Genomic DNA, 26,446 nt, shown 5'->3' with positions numbered 1-26,446 from the left:
TTTGCTGCGCGACAGCGCGGTGTCGAAGACGGGGCTGCGCCTACGGGTCTTGTTCGGCGCTAATGGCTGACCCACAAAAAAACCCGCAGCGACGGCGGGTTTTTTCTTCAAGCGATGGAGCAGGCCTTAGATAGGGCGGCTGCCGTACTTGTTGTCAGGCTTTTTGGGTGGGTCTGCCACCACGTTCGCCTCGACTTCCTGTACCTTGCCGCCGCGCGCCAGGAACTCTTCCATGGCACGGGCCAGAGCGTCACGCTCCTTGTTTTTGACTTCAATGCTTGGCAGGTCATCAACCGACACCGCCGCCTTGGATTTACCCTTGGCCGCAGGAGCCGGCACATCTTCGCCAGCGTCGTCGTCTGCAACGTCCTCGGCAGTTGTGTCCAAGCCTTCCTCGGTTTCGTCTTCGTCACCTACTTCGAGGTCATCATTTTCCAGATCATCGTCGCTCATGTTCTACCCCATGACTTGCGTAAAGCAGATTAGTTATAGACCAGCTGCGCCAAGTGTTGATCGCCTCTGGTGAAAAAATAGCCTTGGGCAAACCGAGGCTCAAGTCTCTTCATCCATTTAGGTGACGAGAACTCATCGAGCTTCGCGATATCGCGCTGCTCGTTCAGGTAAACACGTTGCCTGCAGCCCGGGCTGCGAGCCTTGAAAGCGTCGGGTGTCTATCCTCGCCTCCGTCCTGCCAGGGGTCTGTTTTTCGCCCCTTGGCGCGCATTCTAGCGTGCTGAATAAAAAAGCAAAGCAGCTAATAGTCGAGTTATTGCGTAAGCCTTCATCCTACAAATAAGCGTAGAACTGATCTGGGCCTAAAGTGGACAGAAAAATCATTTCATCGCTGCGAATAGCGCCAGATTTGAGGTAAAAAAATACCCGGCAAGCCGGGTATTTTTTTAGCAGGTTACTTACAGGTTGTAACCACGTTCGTTGTGCTGTGCGAGATCGAGGCCGACAGATTCTTCCTCTTCGGTCACACGCAGGCCCATCACGGCGTCCAGCACCTTGAGGATGACGTAAGTCACCACTGCGGTGTAGATCACGGTGAAGGCGACGCCTTTGAACTGGATCCACACTTGTGTGCCGATGTCAGTCACGGTGCCGAAGCCACCCAGTGCTGGCGCTGCAAACACACCGGTGAGGATGGCGCCGACGATACCGCCGATACCGTGCACGCCGAAGGCATCCAGCGAATCGTCATAGCCCAGCTTGCGCTTGAGGCTGGTGGCGCAGAAGAAGCAGATCACGCCTGCCGCCAAGCCGATCACGATCGAACCCATCGGGCCCACGGTGCCTGCCGCCGGGGTGATTGCAACCAGACCGGCCACCACACCCGAGGCGATACCCAGTGCGCTTGGTTTGCCGTGGGTGATCCACTCGGCAAACATCCAGCCCAGCGCAGCCGTGGCGGTAGCGATCTGGGTCACCAGCATCGCCATGCCGGCAGTGCCGTTGGCGGCGGCTGCCGAGCCTGCGTTGAAGCCGAACCAGCCGATCCACAGCATCGCAGCGCCGACCAGGGTGTAACCCAGGTTGTGCGGAGCCATTGGGGTGGTCGGGTAGCCTTTACGCTTGCCGAGCACGATGCACGCAACCAAGCCAGCAATACCGGCGTTGATGTGCACCACGGTGCCGCCTGCGAAGTCCAGTACGCCCCAGTCACCCAGCAAGCTGCCCGGGCCGCCCCACACCATGTGGGCGATAGGTGCATAGACCAGAGTGAACCACACGCCCATGAAGATCAGCATGGCCGAGAACTTCATGCGCTCTGCGAACGCACCGACGATCAGGGCTGGCGTGATGATCGCGAAGGTCATTTGGAAGGTCACGAACACCGCTTCCGGGAACAACGCCGCCGGACCTGTGATGCTGGCCGGGGTGATGCCGGCCAGGAACACTTTGCCGAAACCGCCTATGAACGAGTTGAAGTTGGTGACGCCCAGTTCCATGCCCGTGGTGTCGAACGCGATGCTGTAGCCATAAATGACCCACAGAATGCTGATCAGACCGGTAATGGCGAAGCACTGCATCATCACGGAAAGAAGGTTTTTGGAGCGAACCATGCCGCCGTAAAACAGCGCCAGGCCGGGAATGGTCATAAACAGGACCAATGCCGTTGCAGTCAGCATCCAGGCGGTATCGCCAGAGTTGAGGACTGGAGCAGCCACTTCGTCTGCCGCCATGGCCAGGCCAGGCATTACGGCGGACAACAGGGCTCCGAGCCCTGCGATTTTACGCAGAGTCATAGTGTTTTCTCCTGGGGCGTTGGGTTTGGCGGCTTAGATTGCGTCGGTATCGGTTTCGCCGGTACGGATGCGAATAGCCTGTTCCAGATTGACCACAAAAATCTTGCCATCACCAATCTTGCCGGTGTTGGCAGCCTTGGTTATCGCCTCGATAACCCGGTCAAGATCTTTGTCGTCGATAGCGACATCAATCTTCACCTTTGGCAGAAAGTCGACCACGTACTCCGCACCGCGATACAGCTCGGTGTGGCCTTTCTGCCGGCCGAAGCCTTTGACCTCTGTAACGGTAATGCCCTGCACGCCGATTTCAGACAGCGACTCGCGTACGTCGTCTAATTTGAACGGCTTGATAATGGCGGTGACTAGCTTCATGAAACTTCTCCCGAATTGGTGGACTTGCCCCAGGAAAACAAACCCGGCTCAAGTCTAAGCGCAGTGTCTGGCTTTGTAACGCTTCGTTGACCTTCTTCAGGTCACGCAACGTGCATCAATCGCTGGTGACGCAAACACTCCCTGAATCACCTGCCGCACTACCATCGTCACAGCAACTGCATCAGTACATGAGTCATGAGCACATAAGCAGAAACCTTGCCATGTCTGGAAAATCCAATAAATACAGTCGCTTATTGTTGGTTGGTGGCGTTATGCCGGAATTGCCGATAGTTTTGTGCACGTAAATGGTGCGCAGCCAGTGGGTGGTGCGCCCAAAAAATGTGCGTCGTGGGCTTGGGAATGAGCTCGCGACACTGCGTGATACACTCGCCGGCATCAGTTTTGAGGACCTTATCCATGCTAGCGCCCAAAGATTTTCTCGATGCCCTGAGTGGCCAAGCCTCACGTTTGTTCAGCGGCGACACCGCGTTGCCCCGCAACGAAATCGAAAGCCAGTTCAAAGCCTTGCTGCAAAGTGGCTTCAGCAAACTGGACCTGGTCAGCCGTGATGAGTTTGACACCCAGATGGTGGTCCTGGCCCGCACCCGCGCGCGCCTAGAAAGCCTTGAGGCCAAAGTGGCTGAGTTGGAAGCCAGGTTGTTGCCACCAACCGAGTAATGCCCGGATGCGGTGCGTTTTTATATAAGAACAAGGATGTTTTTTATGGTGGTAATGAACGCACTGGTGCCTGAACTGATCGTCGCGGATCTTGCGCGCAGTTTGCATTTCTACTGCGATGTGCTGGGCTTCACCGTCGAGTATCAACGGCCGGAGCATCTTTTTGCTTTTCTGTCTTTTCATGGCAGCCAACTGATGCTGGAGCAAGATGACCATGAAGAGTCCGCTTGGCGTGTAGGGCCGTTGGAGCCGCCGTTTGGGCGGGGCATGAACCTTTCGATCGCATGCCCGGACGCGCAAGGTTTGATCGTGAACCTCCAGGCCGCCGGGCACACGCTACGCAAACCCCTCGAAGAACGCTGGTATCGCAGCAACGATGTGCTGTTTGGTGAGCGCAACTTTTTAGTGCTCGACCCCGACGGCTATCTGCTTCGCTTTGCCGATGATTTGGGAACCAAGGCTGTGGAGGGGTAGCCCCGTCCCAAACCTGCCCTATGCCTACAGTTTGGAGGGCTATTAACTAATGGCCATTTGACTCCAATATCGCTTTAACATTACTGTCCTTCTATTTCTGGGAGGCGGTGCGGGCATCAGTCCGGGTTTTACCGCGCGAATTAATGAGTGGAGCAAGGATGCGCGGCGCACTTTTACGCAGTGGCAAAAGTGGGGCTTTTACGGCCTTGGGTGAAACTGGGCAGCCGGTCTATCGGGCTGCACTGCAACTGCGCGAAGCGATTCGCCGCAAAAATCCTGACATGGCCGTGCACTTGGCCGTTCCGCAAAGTGATGAGCTGGGGGACAACATTGACTGGTACAGCGATGTCCAGGGAGATGTCGTGCCTTGGGGCAGCGCCACCGAAGCAGAGCGCGCACCTGCCCGTGCCCAACTCGAAACCTTCAAAGCCTTTTTGGCCGAGCAAAGCACGACGCTGCTGAGTGAGGGCGCCAGTTCGCCCCTCAGTGACAAGGCGGTCTTCGCCAAGCTGCTCACGCGCGTCATCGCCTTCCCTGATGAAAGCTTTGTGTACTTGGTCAACGGTACGCCGGTACTGACCTTTTGGGGGTTCGTGCACCCCAATGCCGATCGTTTTCTAGACCCGTTGTATTGCCTCTACCCGCGCACCGAGATGCCCGCAGCTGCGCCGTTGGCGCCAGTTACCGAGCCTGTGATTGAGCCGCCGCGTGCTCCGGTAGTGGTCAAACGCCCTTGGTGGCGCTGGTTGTGGTGGTTGTTGCCCTTGCTGTTGCTACTGCTCTTGCTGTTGTTCGGGCTGCGCTTTTGCACGCCGAATGCCTCGTTGCCCGATACGTCGGGCTCCGCGTGGGAATGGCCAAAGGTTGAGGTGCCTCAGGTGCTCAAGCCGATCATGGGCAAATTCGGCCTGGGTAATGGCCTGTCAGGTCCGGGCACTGACATGGGCGGCACTCTGCCGCCCAAGACGGGCTCGGACACCGTCCCAGTATCGACTCCCAACTCGGGCGATGACGCGACTGCGCCGCCTGCACCTGCACCTGCACCCGAGCCGCTACCTGAGCCGGCCGTACCTGCGCCAGTTCCTGAACCGGCCCCCGAGCCAGTGCCCGAGCCGGCACCCGAGCCAGTGTCCGAGCCGGCCCCGCCGCCGATCCCGGACTCCGGCTCAGACAAGCCTGAGGTGCCCGGCCAGTCATTGAGCATTCCCCCTGAAGCCGTGGACGGCCAGGCGGACTTCCTCAACGGTCGCTTCCGCGCCGGTGCAGGTATTCAGGACAAAACCACCGGCAAGCCTTTGCGCCTGGAGTACCAGTTCAAAGACGGCCAAGGCCAGGTCGTGGTGCGCAAGCCCGACGGCGTCAGTTGCACAGGCCCGGTCACAGCGGCCATGCACGGCGGCAATCTGTCGATCAACAGCCTGGGCCAGGCGGCCTGCGGCGACGGCAGCCGTTACGAAATGCCAAAGGTTGATTGCCGTCAGGGTGCCAAGAGCATTGCTGACTGCAGCGGAATTTATGAAGACAAGCAATTCCCCATCTCCATGCGGCAGATGGGCGAATAAGAACGGGAAGATTTCGACATGTTGCCAGAAGTTACCCAGTTTGAAGACGTCGTAAAACTGGTCAGTGATACGGGCATCCAGTTCATGGATTTCGCCTTCCGTCAGGACCAGATAACGTCCCCCAATGGCGCCTTTACGTTGATCGATGGCGATGTGTTGTGCCGCTTGCAGGTACATACCGACGAGTCGTACTTCTACGAAATTGACCATGAGAAACGGCAAAAAGCCGAGCCGGACTTCTGGCTGCCGATCAGTAAGAGCCTCACCCTGTTGGACGGGCTTTGGCTGCCTTTGCCGTTCTTCCGCTACATGCCGCCTTACACCTTTGATCAAGGCCCGAGCAACTGGGCGCGCATGCGCTTCGTCAAACTGGCGGAGCCGGACATTGATGGCAACACGCACCGCTTGACACTGGCTCTCGACACGCGAGTGATCGGCAAAAAGAACGGCATGGCTTATCTGGCGCCCAATGACGAGGACGTCAGTTCCGGGGTGTCATTCCGTGTGGCCTCCAAACTGGCGCAAATGCGCTGGTTCCAAGATCTGCCGTGGGTCAAGGAGTGGCTGCTGGAGGCGTTCCGTGACGCCAGCGTCCGTGTCGACCGTGACCTGCTGCAAGACCAGGAAGACGAAAAACACCCGCAAGCGCATTACCTCAACCTGCTGAGCCTGCTTGAGCGGGTCGAGCAAGTCGGGCCAAACCCGGCGCAGCCGGTGATTGTGATGCCAGAGCTGACGGTGATCGCCAACGGTGCAAAGAGCCAGACCAAACCAATACCGGTCGACCTGATTCTGGACGTCGGCAACTCCCGTACCTGCGGGATCTTGATTGAGAACCAGGGCGTGGATCGCATGGGCCTCAAGAATAACTACGTGTTGGAATTACGCGACCTGCTGGCCCCGGAGCATGTCTACAACCAGCCGTTTGAAAGCCGTGTCGAATTCTCCAAAACCTCGTTTGGCAAAGATCATTTTTCGAGCAAAAGCGGGCGCCACGATGCCTTTCAATGGCCGACCATTGCTCGTGTCGGCAATGAAGCCGGGCGCCTGGCCAGTCTGCGCCGTGGCACCGAAGGCTCAACCGGCCTGTCCAGCCCCAAGCGCTACCTGTGGGATGAAAACGCCTACGATCATGGCTGGCGCTTCAACAATTCCTACATCAAAAATGACAACGAGCCCCCCGCGACCGCTGCCCCGTTTTCGCACCTGATCAACAACCTCGGTGAGGCGCTGTACAGCCTGCCCGAAGACGACCAGATGCCGGTGTTCAAGGCGCTCTATTCGCGCAGCTCGCTGATGACGTTCATGCTGGCCGAGGTCTTGACCCAGGCGCTGGCACAGATCAACAGCCCGGCCCAGCGTGCGCGCCAGGGCAAAACCGGTATCCCGCGCCAGCTCAACAGCATCACCCTGACCGTGCCGCCCGGCATGCCACAGGCTGAACGCAGCATCCTGGGCAAGCGTATGTCGCAAGCCATTGGCCTGGTCTGGAAAAGCATGGGCTGGCACAGCAGTGACGAAGATCCCTATACCGATCAAACGACGCGTCCGACCACGCCGCTGCCGCTCATCAACATTGATTGGGATGAGGCCTCGTGCGGGCAACTGGTGTACCTCTACACCGAAATTGCCGAGAACTTTGCCGGTCACCCGGAAGAGTTTTTTGCCACCCTGGCGCGCCCTGACAAAGCCGACCGCGATCGCATTACCGTGGCCAGCATTGATATTGGTGGCGGTACCACGGACCTGGTGATTACCGAGTACCGAATCGATCCGGGTGTCCGTGCTGTACACGGCATGAACGTGCACATCGTGCCCAAGCAACTGTTTCGTGACAGCTTCAAAATCGCGGGCGATGACATCCTCCTGGACATGATTCACCGCGTCGTGCTGCCGAGCCTGGAGCAAGGCTTTCGCGAGGCCAAGGTCGAGTCGCCGGACTCGTTACTGTCTCGCTTGTGCGGCAGCGAAACCATCAGCACGCAAAACGAGGTACTGCGCCAGCAACTCAACCTGCAAGTGCTGACCCCGCTGGGGCTGGCGCTGCTCAGGGCCTACGAGCAATTCGACCCGCTGGCACCGGCTGCGCCTGTAACTTACACCTACCGGCAATTGCTGACCGAAAGCGACATCAACCTCAGCGTGCTGAACTACGTCAGTGGCGCGGTGCGCCGTGACACCGGCGGCGAAGTCTTCGACCTGCTGGACACTAAAATCACCTTCAACTTGCGCGCCATTCACGACATGTTCCTCAATGACGGCGTGAACATTGGCAAGCCGCTCAGTGCGCTCTGTGAAGTGATTGCACATTACCCGTGCGACGTCTTGCTGCTGACTGGCCGGCCTTCGCGCCTGCCCGGCGTGCAGGCGTTTATCCGGCAAAACCTGCCATTGGTACCGGGGCGCATCGTACCGATGCAGAGCTACCGCACGGGTGGCTGGTACCCGTTCCACAAAAACGGCTTGATCGACGACCCGAAAAGCACCGCTGCGGTCGGCGCGATGCTCTGCCTGTTGTGCGCCAACCACAGTGTTCACGGCTTCTACTTCCGTGCCGACAAGCTGGTGCCGTACTCGACCATCAAGCACATCGGGGTCATCGACCTGGAAAACAGCATCCGCGACCGCGACGTGTTGTTCCGCGATATCCGCACCGAACGCGGTTGCATCCAGCTGGCTGGCGACAGCGAAGAAGAACAAGCGGTAACACCGGCCCTGGCCATGCCTTCGGCCATCCGCTTGGGCTTTCGTCAGTTGAGTGTCGAGCGCTGGGCGGCTTCGCCGCTGTACAGCTTGAGTTTCACCGATGAAGGCAAACGCAAAATGGCCACCGGCACCCGTGATGGCAGCGGCGCTGTCGCCAGCGTGCGCTTCAAGGTTGCGAAGAACTCCGAAACGGCCAGCGCCGGGCTGGTCAGTGACCAGCTTGAGGTGCGCAGCGTGACTTCCAACACGGCGGAGCGCCTGGACAAGAATGACGTACACCTGCAACTCAACACCCTGCTGGTGTCGAGTCTGGGGGACAACACCTATTGGCTCGACAGCGGAACAGTGAAGCACTCATGAACGAACTGACCCCGGAACAAAATGCCCTGTCTGCTCGCTGGGCAGCCGTTCATGCCGGTGCGGCCAACGCTCTGGACTGGATTGAGCAAACCCGTCCTACAGCGCCGAGCCTGGACGGTCAGGCCGATGATCTGAGCTATGACCTGCATCGTGTGCGTAACGAGGCGGCAAACCATGAGCGTGCCGCCACGCGGCCGATGACCCTCGGCTTTTTTGGCATCTCGCAAGCGGGCAAGTCGTACTTGATCCTGTCGCTGGCCGCTGGTCAGAACGAGCGCCTGGAAACCCTGATGGGCGGGCGTCGTGTCGACTTCCTCAAGCACGTCAACCCTGCCGGCGTGGGCAAGGAAGCCACGGGCCTGGTGACGCGCTTCAGCCGGCACGCCAAGCCCTCGGATGACGATCATTACCCGGTCGAACTCAAGCTGTTGGGCGAAGCCGACCTGATCAAGATTCTGGGCAACTCCTGGTTCAAGGACTTTGATCAGTCGCGGGTCACCTTTCGCATTACCGATGAGGTGATCCAGGCCGCATTGAAACCCTTCGAAGGGCGTGAAAACGGGCCTGTGCTGCCGGGCATCAGTGCCGATGATGTGGTCTCGCTGTGGGACTACTTCAAAACCAGTTTTGCCAACGCCGTGAGCCTGCTCGACCACGGCTATTGGCCGCGCGTGCTCAAGCTCGCGCCGCGCCTCACGGTAGCAGAACGCACGCAGCTGTTTTCGCTGTTGTGGGGCAACGAACAAGCGCTCAAAGACGTCTACGCCTCGCTGGCCGGCAGCCTGCACCAGTTGGGGCTGCCAGCGACTGTGTTCGCACCGCTGCACGCGTTGTTCCGCCTTGATGACAAGGGCCGTGAAGTGCAGAGCGACAGCATCATGAGCGTCGATATTCTGGCCCGATTCGGCACCGCCAAAGACCATCCGATCGACGTGAGGCCATTGCTCAACGGGCAACTGCAAACACCACGCAACGTGCTGGTGTCGCACTTGGCGGCGCTGACCTCGGAGATGACCTTTCGGCTGGTTGAAACCCCCAAAGACCCGATTGTGAATGAGGTCGACCTGCTCGACTTTCCCGGCTATCGCGGGCGCATGTCGCTGACCGATTTTTCCAAGATCAGTGATCCTTCCTTGAGCGAAGGCGATAACCCTGTGTCGCAACTGATCTTGCGCGGCAAAGTGGCGTACTTGTTCGAGCGCTACACCGACAACCAGGAAATGAACGCCCTGGTGCTGTGCACCAACTCGAACAAAGGCATTGAAATCAACGAAATCGGGCCGGTCCTGACCCGCTGGATTGAAAACACCCAAGGCGCGACTCCCAAAGAACGTGCCACCCGCAGCAGCGGTTTGATCTGGGCCATGACCATGCTCGATCTGCGGATCAATGCCATGGTCAAAATGGCACCAGGGCTGCTTCCAGACAGTTGGGGCGGGATGATCCAGTCTGCGATGACCGAGCGTTTTGGCCGCCATGACTGGCTCAATGATTGGGCCGATGGAGCACCGTTCAACAACACCTACCTGGTGCGCAAGCCCCACGAAGATTTTGTCTGTGTGGGCTACGACAGCAACCGTTTCGAAACCGGCATCCTGCCTGAGTATCAGCCGGTGCTGGATGTCATCGGCAGTGCGTTTGAAGAAGCGCCACAGGTCAAACAGCACTTCAGCCAACCTGCCCAAGCCTGGCAAGCGGTGTTGGGCGGGGACGGTGGCATGACCCGCCTCATTTCGGGCATAAGAGCGGTTGCCAGCCTGGACTTCAAACTCCAGCGCCAGCGCGAGCGACTCGAAGAATTGCTGACTTCACTCACTACCCAGGGCGTGTCCGAATGGCACATGCCCGACGGTGACGGGGCCATTGAAGCCAAGCGCGCTCAAGCGCAAATGATCTATTCGGGCCTGCGCCTGCGCGGCCAGAAGCTGGGTGATTTCATCAGCCATCTGCAACTGCCGGTGGCCGCCGTGCGCGAGCTGTACCTGAGTGGTGAATACGACAACGAGGCGCTCGTCGCCCCGGCCGAGGTCGAACCAGACGCAGCGTCCGTTGCGCCGGTCAGCAGTGGTTGGGCGTTTGACGACGGCTACGACGATGAGCCAGTCAGCGGCAAGGCCGTGAAGGCCGATGCGCCTTTGGCCAAGCCCCAAGGCCCGCAAAACAGTGCCCAACGCTTTGCCCGTGCTGCGTTCAACATGTGGATCTCGCACTTGCGCCATTTGAGTAACAACACCGGCTTGCTGGCGCTGCTGGGCTTCGACAAAAAGCTGATGGATGCCGTGGTCGCAGAAGTGATCGTGGGGGCCTATCGCGCCCAGGTGCTGGAGCAACTGAGCGCTGCTGTCTCCAAGTGCTCAGAAACCAACGCGCGCCGCGAAAGACTGGCCGAACGCCAAGTGCTCGAAGTGCAGATCGTGCTGCGCGACTTTGTGTCCTGGTTTGGGTATTTCACCCAGCCGGTCTCGGAGCGCCCAGCCAGCCGCGCCCGCCATGGCAACCCGGTGTTTGGTTTCTATGCGCCGGTCAACACCGCCTTTGAGCAGGCATCGAATGAGTCTGAGCCTGAACACTATCTGCCGACGCTACCCGAACACGTGGGCATGCCCGCCATGACCTTCCTCACGGACTGGATGTCAGCACTGGCCGCTATGACCGAAGCCAATGCCGGACATGGCGCGGGTAGTGAAATAACCCCTGAACAAAATGAACGGCTGGGCCACGTGCTCAAAGCCTACAAGGCGATTTAAGCAATGCCGATTCGAGTTAATTTGCTCGCTTTAGAGCCACACGCCCACGGCTACGCCCGTCTGGTAATCAAAGGTTGGAAGGGGTCTCAGCAGCAGTTGGAGTTCACCCTTCAGCGCAACAGCGATGACCACTATCTGCACGAAGGCCAGAAGTGGAGCAACAACCCCTTCTGGTTCCAGGTGCCGGAGTTCCCGCTGGCCGCCGATGGTAAGAGCCTGGAAGTGCTGGTCGGCCCGCAAATCGTTGACACGTTGCTGGAGGGTAGCGTCGACACCACGTTCAGTTTCGTGCTTAACGAGCCCGCGACGGGGACCAAGGATCATGGCGTGGTACTGCCCGGCCGCGACGTGACTTCCAGAGCCGCAGGCGATGAAAAGGCTGCGCCGCCGGTCTGGAAAGGCATCATTCTGGCTGATGCGGTGGGCAGCGTGCCTGCGCCTGCTGCGCCAACGGAAGCACCGCCGGAGGTGGTTGCCGAACCCGCGCCAGAGCCAGAGCCAGAGCCTGAGCCCGCCCCTGTCCCTGCCCCGGAGCCAGTGATCGAACCGGTGGCGGCGGTGGTTGAGCCCGTGCGTGCTGAGCCCGCCCCGGTTGAGCCGAAATCTGCGGCGGCAGGCAAAAAGAAGGCTTGGCTGATCCCGTTGATCATCGCCCTGCTGGCAATCATCGTCGCCGGGGTCTTTTTCTGGCTCAAGAACCCGGCAACCGACACCGCCGCAAGCCCGGCCCCAGCGCCTGCCCCGCTGCCGACGGGCGCTGAAGCCTGCACGCTGGAAAGCATGAGCACGTTGCCTGAGCTGACCTTTGTTCAGACCTGCATCAAAAAGTCGCCGGGTAGCGCCGAGTTGCTGGAAATCATCAATGTCGCCAAGGCCAATAACCATTGCGGTGTTGCCCAGCGGCTGTACGCCAACCGTGCGCAAGCTGGGGACATGCAAATCGCGACCGCCTATGCCCATGAGTACGACCCGAAATTCCATCAGGCCAGCCAATGCTTTGCTGAGCCTGACAAGGCGACGGCTGCGTACTGGTACGAAACCATCCTCGGCCACGAGCCTGAGAATGCTGAAGCCAAGGCGCGTTATGAGGAGTTGAAGCCGTGAGCCGTTTTGCATGGGCTGCTAGCACCTTGCTGGCGTTGTGCATGGGGGGCAGCTCGCTGGCCCTCGCGGACGATAAGCCGTTGATTCAGGAGGGCAAGAAAACGCTGTATCAGCGTGTGCTGACCACGCCGGGCTGCATGCTCAGCAGCAGCGCAGGTGGCGCTCCGGGTGCCGCGCAGCCGACGTTCAGCCGTTTTTACGTGTACGAACGCGCCCATGCGGCGAATGCCGAGTGGCTCAAGGTCGGCCCTGACAGTTTCGGTAAAACGGTAGGCTGGCTGCCCGCTGCGTGTACCACTGACTGGAAAATGCAGCTCACATTGGCCTTCACTAACCCGGCGAACCGCGACCGGCTGATGTTCTTCAAAGACCGCGCCACTCTGGAAGGTATCCTCGATGCGCCAGACCCGGTGAGCAAGGTTGCGCCACTGCGGGCCAAGCTCAAGCAAGGCACGCTGGCGCCTGGCGTGCTGGCCCAGGAGCCGGAATACTTTGTCGACCTACACAAGCAGTTCTACCTGCTGCCGGTGCTGAGCGGTGAAGAAGTGATGACCGAAGAAGGCTTTCGCACGCGCCTGCTCAACGTCGCGTCGGTGAGCAAGGCCGACGACAAAGCCCAGCCAGCAGGCGCCGCCGCAACGCCCGATGCGGGTGCGGCCAAGGCCGGTCAATTGAAGGAATTCAGCGCTGCGGTGGTGTTCGTGATTGACTCCACGATCTCGATGGACCCGTACATCGAGCGCACCCGCGAAGCGATTCGCAAGGTCTATAAACAGATCGAAAGCGAGAACCTGGGCAATCAGGTCAAGTTCGGTCTGGTCGCGTTTCGCTCCAACACTAAGGCCGTACCGGGCCTTGAATACGTGAGCAAAATGTACGCTGACCCGAACAAGGTCACCGGCAGCCAAGACTTCCTGGCCAAGGTGGCGGATCTCAAACAGGCCAAAGTATCGAGTAAGAGTTTCGATGAAGACGCCTACGCGGGCGTGATGCACAGCATCGACAAAGTCGACTGGTCGCAATTTGGCGCCCGTTACGTGGTGCTTATTACCGACGCGAGCGCGTTGGACGGTGATGACAAGCTCAGCACTACCGGCATGAGCGCTGACCAGGTGCGGCTCGAAGCGGCCAACCCTGGCGTGGCGATCTACACCCTGCACTTGAAGACCCCGGCCGGGATCAAGGACCACGCCAAGGCTGAGACCCAGTACCAGAACCTGTCGACCTATCCGGGCACCAACACCTCGCTGTACTACCCGGTCAACGCCGGTGACGTACAGGCCTTCGGTCAAAAGGTAGACGCCCTGGCGAGCGCGATTACCTCGCAGGTCAAAGCCGCCTACATGGGTGAAGACGCCATTGGCAGCGCGCTAAACGCCAAGCAGGACGTCACGCCCAAAGACCCGGCCCAACAAAAAATGCTCGATGACGCCGCTTTGATCGGCCATGCCATGCAACTGGCGTACTTGGGCGAAAAAACTAACAGCCAGGCGCCACCGGTGTTTCAGGCCTGGATCACCGACCGAGACCTGATCAAGCAAAACATCCCAACCACGGATGTGCGGGTATTGCTGACCAAGTCGCAACTCAGCGATTTGAGTGACGTGATGAAGCAGATTCTAGATGCCGCCAACGAAGGCCTGATCTCACCGACCGAGATGTTTGATCGCTTGCGTTCGGTGGCCGCGACGATGGGTGCCGATCCGAATCAGTTGAAGCAGAACGGCAACGCCAAGCTAGCGCAAATGGGCGTGCTCGGTGAGTACCTCGAAGACCTGCCGTACCAAAGCGAAGTACTCAATCTGGACGAAGAAACCTGGAAGAGCTGGGACGGACTGGCGCAAGAGAAATTCATTCGTAACTTGAGCACCAAACTGCGCCACTACCAGCGTTACAACGCTGACGTGGACCGTTGGGTGGCCTTGGCTAACGACAGCGATGCGCGGGACAACGTGTACCCGGTGCCGCTGGAAATGATGCCTTAACGAGACGCCCATGCTCGATATCCAGGACATGCTCGTGCGCCGTGGCAGCGGCGCCCAGGCGCACAGCGTGCGTTTGCCCGCGCTGCAGGTGAAAGCGGGAGAGATCCTGGCCATTACCGGCGAGAGCGGGTGCGGCAAAAGCACCTTGCTCGAAGCCATTGGCCTGTTGTTGCAACCTGTTGAGTTGCGTCATTTCAGCCTCGGCCCAGGCCGCCATGAACCCCACACCGCACCGCTGGATATTGCTCAGCTACTGGCCAGCAACGACCAGCCAAGCCTGTCGGCGGTGCGTTCTAGGCACTTGGGTTTCATTCTGCAAAGTGGCGGTCTGCTGCCGTTTTTGAGCGTTCGCGACAACATCAGTTTGCCTCGGCGCTTGCTCGGCATGCCCGCTGCCAGCGAGCAGGTAGACCGCGCTGTTGACGCACTGCGCCTCACGGGGTTGCTCGGTAAATTGCCGCAGGCCTTGTCGATTGGCGAGCGCCAGCGCGTGGCCTGTGTGCGGGCCATCGCCCATGAACCGCAATTGCTGCTGGCCGATGAACCCACGGCATCCCTCGACCCGCACAGCGCCCGGCGCTTGTTTGAATTGCTGCTGAGCCTGGTCAACGAATTGGGCTTGAGCGCACTGGTCGTGTCCCACGACTGGGGGCTGGTGCGCGACTTTGATTTGCCGCGACTGGGGGCGATCAGTCGTCAGGGAGAAACACGCTTTGAAGCCATGGATTAGCCGCCTCGGCCTGCTCAGCTCGCTGGCGGTCGAAGACCTCTGGCATGACCGCAAGGTTTCGTTTTGCATCGCCGCGTCGCTGGTGGCGGTGATCGCCCCGCTGTTGCTGTTGTTCGGGCTCAAGCACGGGGTAGTCAGCCAGTTGCAAGACGAACTGCTCCGCGACCCGCGCAACCTTGAAGTGAAAATGCTCAGCAGCGGCAATTACGACACCGCGTGGATCGAGCGCTTGCGCGAGCAGCCCGAGGTCGGTTTTGCCATTGGGCAAACCCGCTCGCTGAACACTCAGGCCGACTTGTTGATGGGCTTGCAACGTTTTGTCGAAAACGCCGAAATAATCCCCACGGACGCCCACGATCCGCTGCTGAACCTGGCGCAAAGCCGTTTGAGTGACAACCAAGTGATCCTCAGCGCCCGTGCTGCGCAACGCTTGCAGGCCTCCGTCGGGGACAGCGTGCGCTTGCGCGCGCCGCGTCGTCTGGACGGCATCAACGAGCGCGGCGAGTTGAATCTGGAGGTGGTGGCGGTACTTGATGCGGCCCGCTTTGGCCGCGCTGCCGGGTTTGTCGCACCGCCGTTGCTGCTTGAACTGGAGCGCTTTCGCGATGGTTATCAGGTGCCCGCGTTTGGCCTGGACAGCGGCAAACCCCAGATCGACCTCAAACCGCTGTATGCCCGTGCCCGCGTGTATGCCCGCGACATAGACAACGTAGCGCCGCTGGAGCGCTGGCTGAACCAACAGAACATCGAAACCTCCAGCCGTCTGGCGGAAATCGACAACGTCAAAGCCATCAATCATGTGCTGGGACTGATTTTTGGCGTGATTGCCGGGGCGGCCTTGATCGGCTGCATAGCCTCGATGATCGGCGCGTTTCTAGCCAACATCGACCGTAAGCGAAAAAGCCTCGCGGTGCTGCGTCTATTGGGCTTCAGCAGCCCGGCCGTGGCTGGTTTCGTCATTGCGCAGGCCATGCTCTTGAGCTTGGTCGGCTATGTCGGCGGTCTGGGGTTTTATGGCGTGGGTAGCCTGCTGTTTGACCACCTGCTGGGCAGTAGCCAGGCCACCGGTACTTTTATCTGTCACATCACGATCTGGCACGGGCTGGCGGCCCTGTTGATCGCCTTATTGGTCGCCGCACTGGTCGCCGTGATCGGCGCATTGCGGGCCATAAGCATCCAACCTGCGGAGAGTTTGCGTGAGCTATAAACGTGTGCTGTTGCTCGCATCCCTGAGCTTTGGTTACTGGCTCAACGCGTCAGCGGCGAGCTGGGACGAGAAGTATTACAACCCGGCCCCTGACGCCAATGACGTGGTGTTGCCGATGCCGTGCGACGGCGCGATGGTCTTTCGCAAAGTGTTCATCCCGGTCACCGGGCCGCTGGATGACTACCCGATCAACATCGGCCAGGACAGCGCTGAGTGGGGCTATGTCGAGCAAAAGCGCCCGACCTTTATTGCGGGGAGCTTCACGGGCGCCAAGGGCGACAAGTCGCGTTACTACCTGATGGCCAAGTACGAGATGAGCCAGTTGCAGTACCAGGCGCTGACTGACGAAACCTGCCCCACGCCGTCGAACAAACTGCGCTTGCCGCAGGTGGCGATCAGTTGGGTGCAGGCCATCGAGGCGGGCGACAAGTACAACCTGTGGCTGCGCAAAAACGCGGCCGCTAAACTGCCCAAGGAAGACGGTGCGCTGGGCTTTTTGCGCCTGCCGACTGAAACCGAGTGGGAATTCGCTGCCCGTGGCGGGCTGGAAGTGGGCGCGGCTGAATTCAGTGACACGCGCTACCCGATGCCAGAAGGCTTGAACGCCTATGAGTGGTTCGGTGGCGCCCAGTCGTCCAACGGCAAATTGCAACTGAGCGGCCTGCAAAAGCCCAATCCGCTGGGCCTGCACGACATGCTCGGTAACGCCGACGAGATGATGTTTGAGCCTTTTCGCCTGAACAAACTGGACCGCCAGCACGGCCAGGCAGGCGGCTATGTGGTGCGCGGCGGCAACTACCTGACCCCGCAAGCCGACTTGCGCACGTCGTTGCGCAAGGAAGAGCCGTACTACAACGCTGACGGCCAGGTGAAAAACAAAACCACCGGCCTGCGGCTGGTGATGGTGTCCCCGACCCTGACCTCGCGTGAGCGTGTGGGCAGCATCGAGCAGAGCTGGAAAAAGCTCGGCAGCGGCCCCCAGGAAGGCGAAAAAGGCACCGTGCAGGAACTCAACACGCTGGCCCAAGGGGTTGAAGACAAGGCCCTCAAAGAGAAGCTGCAAACCCTGGAAAACCAGTTGCGCGCCAGCAACCAGCAACAAGAAGAAACCCGCGATCAGGCGATCCGCGCGAGCCTCAACCTGGGGGCGTTCCTGTGTACCAAGATGCTCGATGACGGCCAGTACCTGGACTTCCTGCAGAAAAATTACAGCCTCAACTGCGAGTCCGAAGACAAGGACCCGAGCTGCGACATGCGCAAGGGCAAGCTCGATGAGCAGAAAGACCGCCTGCACAAACTCAGCCGCTACTACGCCAGCAGCCTGGTGGAGTCAGCGTCCTTGTACGGTCAGCCGCTGCTGGAGGCGCAAGTGCCGGTGATGGAAGAAATCATCAGCCAGAACAAACAACTGCAAGAACTCAAACCGTATTTGCGCACCCACTGGGCCAATCAAAAGACCTACCTGCAAAAGCAGAAGATCGACACTGACGCCTGGTTGAAGAGCTGCAAATCGGTCACCCCCTAAGCCCACTACATGCTTCAACAAGGAGAAATACGATGATTCGCAGCCTGTTGGCCTCTTCTCGATACATGATGTCTTTCATGCTCATAGCCGGCGTTCTGTTGAGCGGCTGTGCGTCCACGGGCAGCAGCTCGCTGGGTATGGGGGCTCCGGCACCGGACCCGCGTTTGACTCAAGGCACGGATGCCCAGTTCTTTAGCAAGTCGGGCTATCAGGCGTGTGCGATGGGCGCGGGCGCGGCGATGTTGGCCTGTGTGCTGAGCAACCCCAACAACAAGGCGGTATGCATGATCGCGGCGGGTGTGGCCGCCTGTGGCGTGGCAATGGGGGCTAACTACTACGTGGACCAGCGTCGTAGCGAGTACGCCGACACTAACCAGCGTTTGCAGAAGTACAACAGCGACGTGCAGTTGGACACGCAAAAAGTCGTGATGCGCACTGCCACTGCTCAGCAGGTGATTGATGATGACAAGGCGCAGGTTGAGCAGATCAAGCGTGACCTGGCGAGCAAGAAAATCGACCAGGCCCAAGCGCAAAAACAGATCGCGAGCATCGACAGCAACATCGAGCAACTGCGTCGTGAAGTTAAAAACATGCAGAGCAAAGTCAGCGGTTACAACGAGGCCATGAAAGTTGAGCGCAGCCAGGGTGCCGGCCCTGAGATCCAGCAAATCGATGCCAATATCGCCAAGATGAACGAAAAAGTCGCCAGCCTGCAAAAAGAAGTCGATGGTTTGTATAGCCAACGCTCCGCGATCACCTTGGGTTAAGACCATGAACGCACGATTGATAGGGGTGTTGGGGGCTGTTCTAGTGTTGTCCGGTTGCGCCACCCAGCCGGGTGAGTGTGATGCTGGCAACCGCGACGTCGGGCTGTTCACCAAGGTGAACTGTGATGCGGGTGGTGGGTACAGCGCGCAGATTCGGCAAAACGAAATCGCGTTGGCCCAATCGCAGCAAGAGAACGCGATGTTCCATCAGGTTTACGAGGACATTGCCGCGCAACAAGCCGCCTCCAAGGCCAACTTGCAGGCTCAGCAACAATCTCAGGCGGCCTTGAACCAGTCGCTGAGCCAGTTACTCAGCTCGCTCAAGGCGCGCACCGGCAACAAGGCCCAGGTACAGCAGCAGATCGCAGGTCTGGAGCAACAGCTCAAGGCCGCGCAAGCGGCACCGGTGATAGCTTCGGACTCGGCGCAGATGGCAGCTAAGCAGCAGGAGCTAAAGGCGCTGCAAAAGAAAGTTAACCAATTGCAATTCAGCCTCGGTTACGAGTAGGCCTTGCCGGTTTCATCGTCGGTGGCTCAGTGCCGCCGACACTGTTTTCAGGAACCCAAACGATGCAGCGCATTACTCGGGATGAGCACGCCAGCCCCACGGGGTTAGGCGCACTGGAAGATAAAATTGCGCTGATTCTCAAGCACTTCCCGCCTTCGGTGGCGAGCGTTTATGCGATCCCGCGTATCGGCAGCGGCGAAGTGGTGGAGTGGTGGAGCGAACTGGGTGGCCAGCCCACGCGCTTTCATGATTTGAGCGAAGATCAGCAGACGGCCTTGCTGGCGCGTTATCACCAGCGCCAAGCCAGCCTGGGCTTGTTGGCCGATGAGTTAGTTGCGCGTGGTCAGGCCGAGCAAGCGGCCAGTTTGCGCGGGCTGATTGGTCCGCCGGACCTCAACAACCTGTACAGCATCAACGGTGATCCGGTGGTGGTGCGTTGGGGGCTCAAGCCATTTGCACCTGCTGCCGTTACGCCGCCTGCTGCTGGCCCGCGACCCGTGGTGGTGCGACGAGTGTGGCGCGGTTGGCCTTGGCTGTTTCTCGGGCTGTTGCTGTTGGGCCTGTTGCTGTGGGCGCTGTGGCATTGGCGATTGCCGCCGATGAACCTGTGGTCGAACTCAAACAGCTACGCCTGCCGCGTCAAAGCGCCGAGCCATCAGGAGTTGCCGCCTGAGTTTGTGGTGATTCTGGACACGTCCGGCTCCATGAATCTCAACATCAACGCGACCAAAGCGGATGAAGATTGGTACTTCGGCACGCGGCCCACACCGGACGATAACGATCCGCGTACGATCAAGATCTTCAGTCCGCAAACCCGTCTTGATGTGGCCAAGGCGTCGTTGTCGCGGATGATCAACAACCTGCATCCAGACATCGACACGCGTTTGATGACCTTCGCCGGGTGTTATCAACAGCCGGATCACGGTGTGTTCACAGCGGCACAGCGGTCACAACTGATTGCAGGTATTCAAGGGTTGCACGCTAACGAAGGCACGCCCTTGGCAGCGAGCCTGAAAAAAGCCGCGCGTAAGGTGGATGGTCGTGACCGGGATGCGGTGATTGTGATGTTTGTCGACGGCGACGATGGTTGTGATCAAAACGTGTGCAAAGTGGCGCAGAACATCGCCATTGAGCAACCGCGCCTGCACGTCAATGTGGTCAATATCGGTGACAGCTCGTTGTCCAACTGTATCGCTGAAAACACCGGCGGGAGCATTTATTCCAGCCGCAATGCCAGTGATTTGGCCGATGCGCTGCAAGCGGCAACGCAGGCGGTATCGGAGTGTGACTAAAGGAGGTTACCGGATGTTTTCAACACATCCGGTATCCATTCCATCCCTACCCTTGGCTTCCGATTCGCGCAGGATGCGTGCTTTGCGAACTCAAGGAATGAGTCATGTCTCTGGCCATCGTTTACAGCCGCGCCCAGGTGGGTGTCGAGGCGCCCGTGGTGACTGTCGAAGCGCATTTGGCCAATGGATTGCCTGCGCTGACGTTGGTCGGGCTGCCTGAAACAGCGGTCAAGGAAAGCAAAGACCGGGTACGCAGTGCGATCATCAATTCCAGCCTGGAATTTCCTGCGCGCCGTATCACGCTCAATCTGGCGCCCGCCGACCTGCCTAAGGACGGCGGGCGTTTTGATGTGGCGATTGCGCTGGGTATTTTGGCGGCGAGCGGGCAACTGCCCATACCGTCACTGGAGCACGTGGAGTGCCTGGGCGAGTTGGCGTTATCGGGGGCGATACGCCCGGTTCAGGGCGTGTTGCCTGCAGCGTTGGCGGCGCGGGCGGCGGGTCGGGTGCTGGTGGTGCCGCTGGCGAACGCCGAAGAGGCCTGTCTGGCTTCGGGCCTGACGGTGATTGCGGTGGAGCACTTGCTACAGGTGGTGGCGCATTTCGCCGGCCGCGAAGTCATTGAGCCGTATGTGGCCAGCGGTCTGCTGCACATGAGCAAGCCGTATTCCGATTTGAGTGATGTGCAGGGCCAACTCTCGGCCAAGCGGGCGTTATTGATTGCCGCCGCAGGCAGCCACAATCTGCTTTTTACCGGGCCGCCGGGTACCGGCAAAACCTTGCTGGCCAGCCGTCTGCCGGGCTTGCTGCCGCCGCTCAACGAGCAAGAGGCCCTTGAAGTGGCGGCCATCCAGTCGGTAGCCAGCCATGTGCCGTTGAGCTGCTGGCCGCAGCGCCCGTTTCGTCAGCCGCACCATTCAGCGTCCGGCCCGGCGTTGGTGGGCGGTGGCTCGAAACCACAGCCAGGCGAAATCACCTTGGCGCACCACGGGGTGCTGTTTCTCGATGAGTTGCCGGAGTTCGACCGCAAAGTCCTGGAGGTGCTCAGAGAGCCCATGGAATCGGGTTTTATCGTGATCGCCCGGGCGCGGGAGCGCATGCGTTTTCCGGCGCGCTTTCAGCTGGTTGCTGCCATGAACCCCTGCCCCTGCGGCTATCTGGGCGAGCCGACGGGGCGTTGTCGTTGCACGCCAGAGCAGATCCAGCGTTACCGAAACAAACTCTCCGGGCCGCTGCTCGACCGGATTGATTTGCACCTGACCGTGGCCCGTGAAACCACCTCGCTTAACCCCCCGCTCGCCTCAGGCGACACCACCGCCAATGCCGCCGCACTCGTCGCGGCTGCTCGGCAGCGGCAGATACTGCGCCAGGGGTGCGCCAACGCATTTCTCGATTTACCGGGCGTAAGAGCCCAGTGCCGGCTGAGTGACGTGGACAACACCTGGCTGGAAACCGCATGCGAACGCATGACCTTATCGCTGAGGGCTGCGCATCGGTTATTGAAAGTGGCAAGGACCTTGGCGGATCTGGAGCAGGTTGAGTCCATTGAGCGCAAGCATCTGGCAGAGGCGTTGCAGTACCGGCCAGCCAGCGGTTGAGTGTTACGGGTTTACTGCCGTTGTTCCACCGTAGGAAGCTCCATCACTGCGACTTCATGCAGTAAAAAATCACTCAATCGGCGCAAACGCTCGCAGCCGGGGCGGGTTTTGGGCCAAACCAAATAGTAGTTTTCGCCGCTGGCCACTGCCGTTGGGAAGGGCAGGCTCAAGCGGTTCTGGACGACGTCTTCGGCCACCATCAGCAAGTCGCCCATGGAAATGCCATAGCCGCGGGCGGCGGCGATCATGCCCAGCTCCAGGGTGTCGAACACCTGCCCGCCTTTGAGCGGGATCTGGCCGCCAAGGCCCATGCGGTCGAGCCAGCGACGCCAGTCTCGACGGTCGGGGGTTGGGTGCAGCAGTTCGGTCGCAGCCAGGCGCTTGGCGTCCCAGGGGTGATCGTCCAGCAGGTTGGGGGCTCCGACCGGAATCAGCATTTCCGGAAATAGCAGCGTGGCTTCCCAGTCGGGCGGGAAATGCCCTTTGCCCAGCAGTACTGCGCAGTCGAAAGGCTCCTGGTTGAAGTCCACGTGGTCGGCGTCCATCCAAGCGCTGGTCAGTTGCACTTCGTTGCCCGCTTGCAAGTGGCGAAAGCGACTGAGGCGAGCCAACAGCCAGCGAATGGTCAGGGTTGAAGGGGCTTTCATGCGCAAGGTGCCATCTTCGGCGCGCAAAGTGGTGCACGCGCGCTCCAGGGCACTGAACCCTTCACGCACACCCGGCAACAGCAGGCGGGCGGCTTCAGTGAGCTTCAAGGTGCGGCCGTTACGCTGGAACAGGCGGCAGGCGAAATGCGCTTCCAGGGTTTTGATATGTCGGCTGACGGCGCTTTGGGTGATCGACAGCTCTTCTCCGGCACGGGTAAACGAGCTGTGGCGGGCCGCAGCTTCGAAGGCGCGTAAGGCATAAAGTGGAGGGAGGCTACGAGACATGAGGATTATTCCTATTGCACGTCAGACACGGAAGGCGAGTTCCGCAGTGGTATGAGTATTAGTTATGCCAAGTATCGTTTTTATCCTTTTGCTTAAAACACTCAAGACGCCGAGAATCAAGCCCTTTAACGCACTCAAAGAAATCTGACCGATGACCAAACAGCATCCAGTACGTATCGAGCTATGGGCCATTTTGCGGCTGGCTGGGCCGCTGATCGCCTCGCAGTTGGCGCATATGCTGATGGTGCTGACGGATACGTTGATGATGGCGCGCCTGAGCCCGGAGGCCTTGGCCGGTGGCAGCCTGGGTGCGGCGAGCTATTCGTTCGTGTCGATTTTTTGCATCGGCGTGATTGCTGCAGTCGGTACGCTGGTGTCGATTCGTCAAGGCGCCGGGGATATAGAAGGTGCAGCCCGCCTGACGCAAGCCGGCTTATGGCTGGCCTGGGCGTTGGCGCTGGTCGCTGCGTTGATCCTGTGGAACATCAAGCCGCTGTTGCTGTTGTTTGGTCAAACCCCGACCAACGTTGAGGCGGCCGGGCAATTTTTGTTACTGCTGCCGCTGGCCTTGCCCGGTTATATGACGTTCATGGCCTTGCGCGGTTTTACCAGTGCCATGGGGCGGGCCACGCCGGTGATGGTGATTAGCCTGATCGGCACCGTGGCTAACTTTTTGCTCAATTATGCGTTGATTACCGGCATGTTCGGCCTGCCTAAACTGGGCCTGGTCGGCATCGGGCTGGTCACGGCAATTGTGGCGACCAGCATGGCGCTGGGCCTGGCGTGGCATATTCGCCGGCATCCGGCCTACGACGCCTACCCCATTCGCAAGGGGCTATCACGGATTAATCTGACTTACCTGCGCGAACTGTGGCGCCTGGGTTTGCCGATTGGCGGGACCTACGCCGTCGAGGTCGGGTTGTTTGCCTTCGCGGCGCTGTGCATGGGCACCATGGGCAGCACGCAATTGGCGGCCCACCAGATCGCCCTGCAGATTGTGTCTGTGGCGTTCATGGTCCCGGCCGGGATGTCTTACGCGGTCACCATGCGCATTGGCCAGCACTATGGGGGCGACGATTTGCTCGGTGCGCGCCTGGCGGGTCGGGTGGGTATCGGGTTCGGTGCGGCGGCCATGCTGGGTTTTTCGGTGGTGTTCTGGTTCTGGCCAAACCAGTTGATTGGCCTGTTTCTGGACTACAACGACCCAGCCTTCCGCCCGGTGTTTGAATTGGCGGTCAGCTTGTTGGCGGTGGCGGCCTGGTTCGAGTTGTTCGATGGCACGCAAACCATCGCCATGGGCGCGATTCGTGGGCTCAAGGACGCCAAGACCACCTTCTTGGTTGGCCTGTTCTGCTACTGGGTGATCGGCGCCCCGACCGCTTGGTTGATGGCCTTTACCTTCGGTTGGGGCCCGACAGGCGTTTGGTGGGGCCTGGCCTTGGGCCTGGCGTTTGCCTCGGTGGGCCTGACGCTGGCCTTCGAGTGGAAGATGCGGCGCATGCTCAAGCGCAGCGCGGCGTGACCGTAGGAGCGAGCTTGCCTCGCGATCTTTTGATCTTGACCTGGTTTTTGATCCAAGAGGCCCCGTTAAACCACGCTGGCCGAACGCGGCGGGCCTACGGTGTAAGGCCGGAACCCTAGGTGGTCGTTGCCGCAGCAATGGATAGGTGTATAAAAGCAAAAGCCCCCTCACCCTAGCCCTCTCCCGAAGGAGAGGGAACCGATTGGGTGATGCTGAAGATACTCGCTGACCTTTTTGCTGCGCGACAGTGTGGCGTCGAAAACGGGGCGGCCCTCCTACAGGGCTGCGCTCGACGCCGCGGCGGAGTGGCCCAACGCCAAAAAATCAATCAGTTCAGGCATCGGTAGCGGTTTGCTGATCAAGTAGCCTTGCACCTGATCGCAGCCAAACTCGCGCAAAAGCGCCAGTTGCTCACGGGTTTCCACGCCTTCGGCGACCACCTGCAGTTGTAGGTTCTGCGCCAGGTTGATCATCGCGTGGACCAGCTTGCGGTTTTCTTCGCGCTCTTCCATGCCGCCGACAAAGCTTCGGTCAATTTTCAGCAGCGCGATGGGCAAGCTGTTGAGATGCACAAACGATGAGAAGCCAGTACCGAAGTCATCCAGCGAGAAGCGCACGCCCAAACGGCCCAAGGCGTCCATGGTCTGTTTGACCATGTCACTGCGGCGCATGACAGCGGTTTCGGTCAGCTCAAACTCCAGCCATTGAGCGTCAATCCCGTGCTCGCTGATCAAGCGGCTGAGGGTCGACAGCAATTGGCTGTCCTGGAACTGGCGGAACGACAGGTTCACGGCCATGTGCAGGGCTGTCAGGCCGTGTTCGCGTAGCCGTTGCATATCGCTCAGCGCGCGAGAAATGACCCAATACCCCAGTGGCACGATCAGCCCGCTTTGCTCGGCCAGCGGCACGAACTCACTTGGGGCCAGCAGGCCGCGCTCTCCATGACGCCAGCGCACCAAGGCTTCGACGCCGACAATCAGGCCCGTGCCCAATTCCAGACGCGGCTGGTAGTGCAATTCCAGTTCGTCACGGCGCAGCGCTCGACGCAACTCACTTTCCAGGTCGGCGAGGCTGCGGGCATTGCGATTGATGCGCTCGTCGAACACGTGATACGTGCAGCCCTGAGTGCTTTTGGCCTGCTGCATGGCAATGTGCGCATGCCACATCAACGGATCTGCGCCGGCGTTGGCGCGCGCGTGAGCAATGCCCAGGCTGCAGCCAATCAATAGGCTTTCGCCGTCTATCCAGTAAGACTCGGCCATGATCTCGGTAATACGTTCGGCCATCCAGGCGGCGCGCTCAGGAGCGCGGCGGGTGTCGATCAGCAAGGCGAATTCGTCGCTGCCCAAGCGTGCCAACCGATCGCAGGCCTCAAGCTGGCTTTTAAGGCGTGCCACCACTTGCAGGATCAGGCGGTCGCCTGCCTGATGCCCCAGCGCATCATTGGCGTGGCGAAAGTTGTCGAGGTCCAAGTGCCCCAACGCGACGCCGTGGCCATCGTTCTCTGCCAGCCGTACTGCGAGCAGGGCCTGGAAGCCTTGACGGTTGGCAATGCCGGTCAGCGGGTCTTCTTCTGCCAGGCAATGCAGTGTGTGTTCGAGCACGCTGCGCTCGCGCACATGGCGCAGGCTACGGCGCAGCACGTCGGTGTTCAGGGTCGGGCGGACCAGCCAGTCGCTGACGCCATGCGGGGGCGAATCAGGCTCGGCGTCCAGTAACAAAACGGTAGATAAGCGGCATTGCCCGGCTGCGGGTTGCAGGGCGGGAGTGGTCAGGAGCAGTGCGTTTTGAGTGTTTTCAAATAGAAAACTAACCGACTCCCAGCTCGGCGCACATATCACGACGGCCGTGTTTCCCATGGGTGCCAGACACTCGCGCAATAACGCTGCCCAAGTCGGCTCTTTGGCCAGTAGCAGCAAACGCAAGGGTTCAACAGGCGTAGACAAGCTAGCTCCCTAGACTCTGCATAAATTCAGGCGGTAGGCATTATGACGTGCCATTAAGTAATGGCAAATGACAGCCGTTATCAAATACACCCAGGAAACGCTGATCGAACAGCCGACTTAAACGCTCAGGTATCCTGCGGCAAAGTAACAAAAGCGGCAAATTTAGATAGAGGGTTACGTCA

The 26,446-nt window shown here is 59.7% G+C and carries 20 protein-coding genes; 15 read left to right on the top strand and 5 right to left on the bottom strand.

Annotated elements, in window-relative coordinates; translation table 11 throughout:
- Positions 1-126: 126 nt before the first annotated feature.
- From sutA to glnK, 3 genes are all read right to left on the bottom strand, one after another.
- The gene (sutA, locus tag NTD86_RS00835; RefSeq protein WP_262200244.1) at positions 127-453 is read right to left on the bottom strand and encodes a transcriptional regulator SutA; all 327 of its coding nucleotides are present in this window, start codon (positions 451-453) and stop codon (positions 127-129) included.
- Between the two features lie 458 nt (positions 454-911).
- Positions 912-2,249 carry an ammonium transporter gene (locus NTD86_RS00830; protein ID WP_262200243.1) on the bottom strand — a complete coding sequence of 446 codons (1,338 nt, stop codon included), beginning with the start codon at positions 2,247-2,249 and terminating at the stop codon, positions 912-914.
- A gap of 33 nt (positions 2,250-2,282) precedes the next feature.
- On the bottom strand, positions 2,283-2,621 hold the full coding sequence (glnK, locus tag NTD86_RS00825; protein ID WP_002555808.1) for a P-II family nitrogen regulator: 339 nt from the start codon (positions 2,619-2,621) through the stop codon (positions 2,283-2,285).
- Positions 2,622-3,038: 417 nt separating this feature from the next.
- Here glnK and NTD86_RS00820 point away from each other — a divergent pair, with 417 nt between their 5' ends.
- From NTD86_RS00820 to NTD86_RS00755, 14 genes are all read left to right on the top strand, one after another.
- Positions 3,039-3,299: an accessory factor UbiK family protein gene (locus NTD86_RS00820; protein ID WP_262200242.1), complete on the top strand. Its 261-nt coding sequence runs from the start codon at positions 3,039-3,041 to the stop codon at positions 3,297-3,299.
- Between the two features lie 45 nt (positions 3,300-3,344).
- Entirely contained in the window at positions 3,345-3,773 is a 429-nt protein-coding gene (locus tag NTD86_RS00815; protein ID WP_262200241.1) for a bleomycin resistance protein, read from the top strand.
- A 158-nt stretch (positions 3,774-3,931) separates the two neighbouring features.
- Positions 3,932-5,335: an SrfA family protein gene (locus tag NTD86_RS00810; RefSeq protein ID WP_262200240.1), complete on the top strand. Its 1,404-nt coding sequence runs from the start codon at positions 3,932-3,934 to the stop codon at positions 5,333-5,335.
- 18 nt (positions 5,336-5,353) lie between these two features.
- Complete coding sequence (locus NTD86_RS00805) at positions 5,354-8,401, top strand: virulence factor SrfB (RefSeq protein WP_262200239.1); 3,048 nt, start codon at positions 5,354-5,356, stop codon at positions 8,399-8,401.
- Entirely contained in the window at positions 8,398-11,148 is a 2,751-nt protein-coding gene (locus tag NTD86_RS00800; protein WP_262200238.1) for a putative virulence factor, read from the top strand. The genes NTD86_RS00805 and NTD86_RS00800 overlap by 4 nt, the downstream gene beginning before the upstream one ends.
- A gap of 3 nt (positions 11,149-11,151) precedes the next feature.
- Positions 11,152-12,252: a hypothetical protein gene (locus NTD86_RS00795; protein WP_262200237.1), complete on the top strand. Its 1,101-nt coding sequence runs from the start codon at positions 11,152-11,154 to the stop codon at positions 12,250-12,252.
- Positions 12,253-12,293: 41 nt separating this feature from the next.
- Positions 12,294-14,237 carry a vWA domain-containing protein gene (locus NTD86_RS00790; RefSeq protein ID WP_262200287.1) on the top strand — a complete coding sequence of 648 codons (1,944 nt, stop codon included), beginning with the start codon at positions 12,294-12,296 and terminating at the stop codon, positions 14,235-14,237.
- Positions 14,238-14,247: 10 nt separating this feature from the next.
- The gene (locus tag NTD86_RS00785) at positions 14,248-14,967 is read left to right on the top strand and encodes an ABC transporter ATP-binding protein (RefSeq protein ID WP_262200236.1); all 720 of its coding nucleotides are present in this window, start codon (positions 14,248-14,250) and stop codon (positions 14,965-14,967) included.
- The gene (locus NTD86_RS00780; protein WP_262200234.1) at positions 14,951-16,174 is read left to right on the top strand and encodes an ABC transporter permease; all 1,224 of its coding nucleotides are present in this window, start codon (positions 14,951-14,953) and stop codon (positions 16,172-16,174) included. The genes NTD86_RS00785 and NTD86_RS00780 overlap by 17 nt, the downstream gene beginning before the upstream one ends.
- Complete coding sequence (locus NTD86_RS00775; protein WP_262200233.1) at positions 16,164-17,699, top strand: formylglycine-generating enzyme family protein; 1,536 nt, start codon at positions 16,164-16,166, stop codon at positions 17,697-17,699. Before NTD86_RS00780 ends, NTD86_RS00775 begins: the two co-directional genes overlap by 11 nt.
- Positions 17,700-17,731: 32 nt before the next feature.
- A complete protein-coding gene (locus tag NTD86_RS00770) occupies positions 17,732-18,466 on the top strand; it encodes a hypothetical protein (RefSeq protein WP_262200232.1) in 735 nt (244 codons plus the stop codon).
- Positions 18,467-18,470: 4 nt separating this feature from the next.
- Entirely contained in the window at positions 18,471-18,974 is a 504-nt protein-coding gene (locus tag NTD86_RS00765) for a hypothetical protein (protein WP_262200231.1), read from the top strand.
- 62 nt (positions 18,975-19,036) lie between these two features.
- Positions 19,037-20,266, top strand: coding sequence for a VWA domain-containing protein (locus NTD86_RS00760; protein ID WP_262200230.1), 1,230 nt, complete (start codon positions 19,037-19,039; stop codon positions 20,264-20,266).
- Between the two features lie 104 nt (positions 20,267-20,370).
- The gene (locus tag NTD86_RS00755; protein WP_262200229.1) at positions 20,371-21,864 is read left to right on the top strand and encodes a YifB family Mg chelatase-like AAA ATPase; all 1,494 of its coding nucleotides are present in this window, start codon (positions 20,371-20,373) and stop codon (positions 21,862-21,864) included.
- Positions 21,865-21,875: 11 nt separating this feature from the next.
- Here the strand turns inward: NTD86_RS00755 and NTD86_RS00750 are convergent, their stop codons facing one another.
- A complete protein-coding gene (locus NTD86_RS00750) occupies positions 21,876-22,796 on the bottom strand; it encodes a LysR substrate-binding domain-containing protein (RefSeq protein ID WP_262200228.1) in 921 nt (306 codons plus the stop codon).
- Between the two features lie 151 nt (positions 22,797-22,947).
- On the opposite strand from NTD86_RS00750, the gene NTD86_RS00745 reads away from it, so the two are divergent.
- Entirely contained in the window at positions 22,948-24,318 is a 1,371-nt protein-coding gene (locus NTD86_RS00745; RefSeq protein ID WP_262200227.1) for a NorM family multidrug efflux MATE transporter, read from the top strand.
- A gap of 275 nt (positions 24,319-24,593) precedes the next feature.
- Here NTD86_RS00745 and NTD86_RS00740 read toward each other — a convergent pair whose 3' ends face one another.
- Entirely contained in the window at positions 24,594-26,264 is a 1,671-nt protein-coding gene (locus NTD86_RS00740) for a putative bifunctional diguanylate cyclase/phosphodiesterase (RefSeq protein WP_262200226.1), read from the bottom strand.
- Between the last annotated feature and the right edge of the window lie 182 nt (positions 26,265-26,446).

The sequence above is a fragment of the Pseudomonas sp. 7P_10.2_Bac1 genome, from assembly GCF_025465935.1.
Lineage (GTDB): Bacteria > Pseudomonadota > Gammaproteobacteria > Pseudomonadales > Pseudomonadaceae > Aquipseudomonas.
This window is presented reverse-complemented; position numbering and strand designations above follow the sequence as displayed.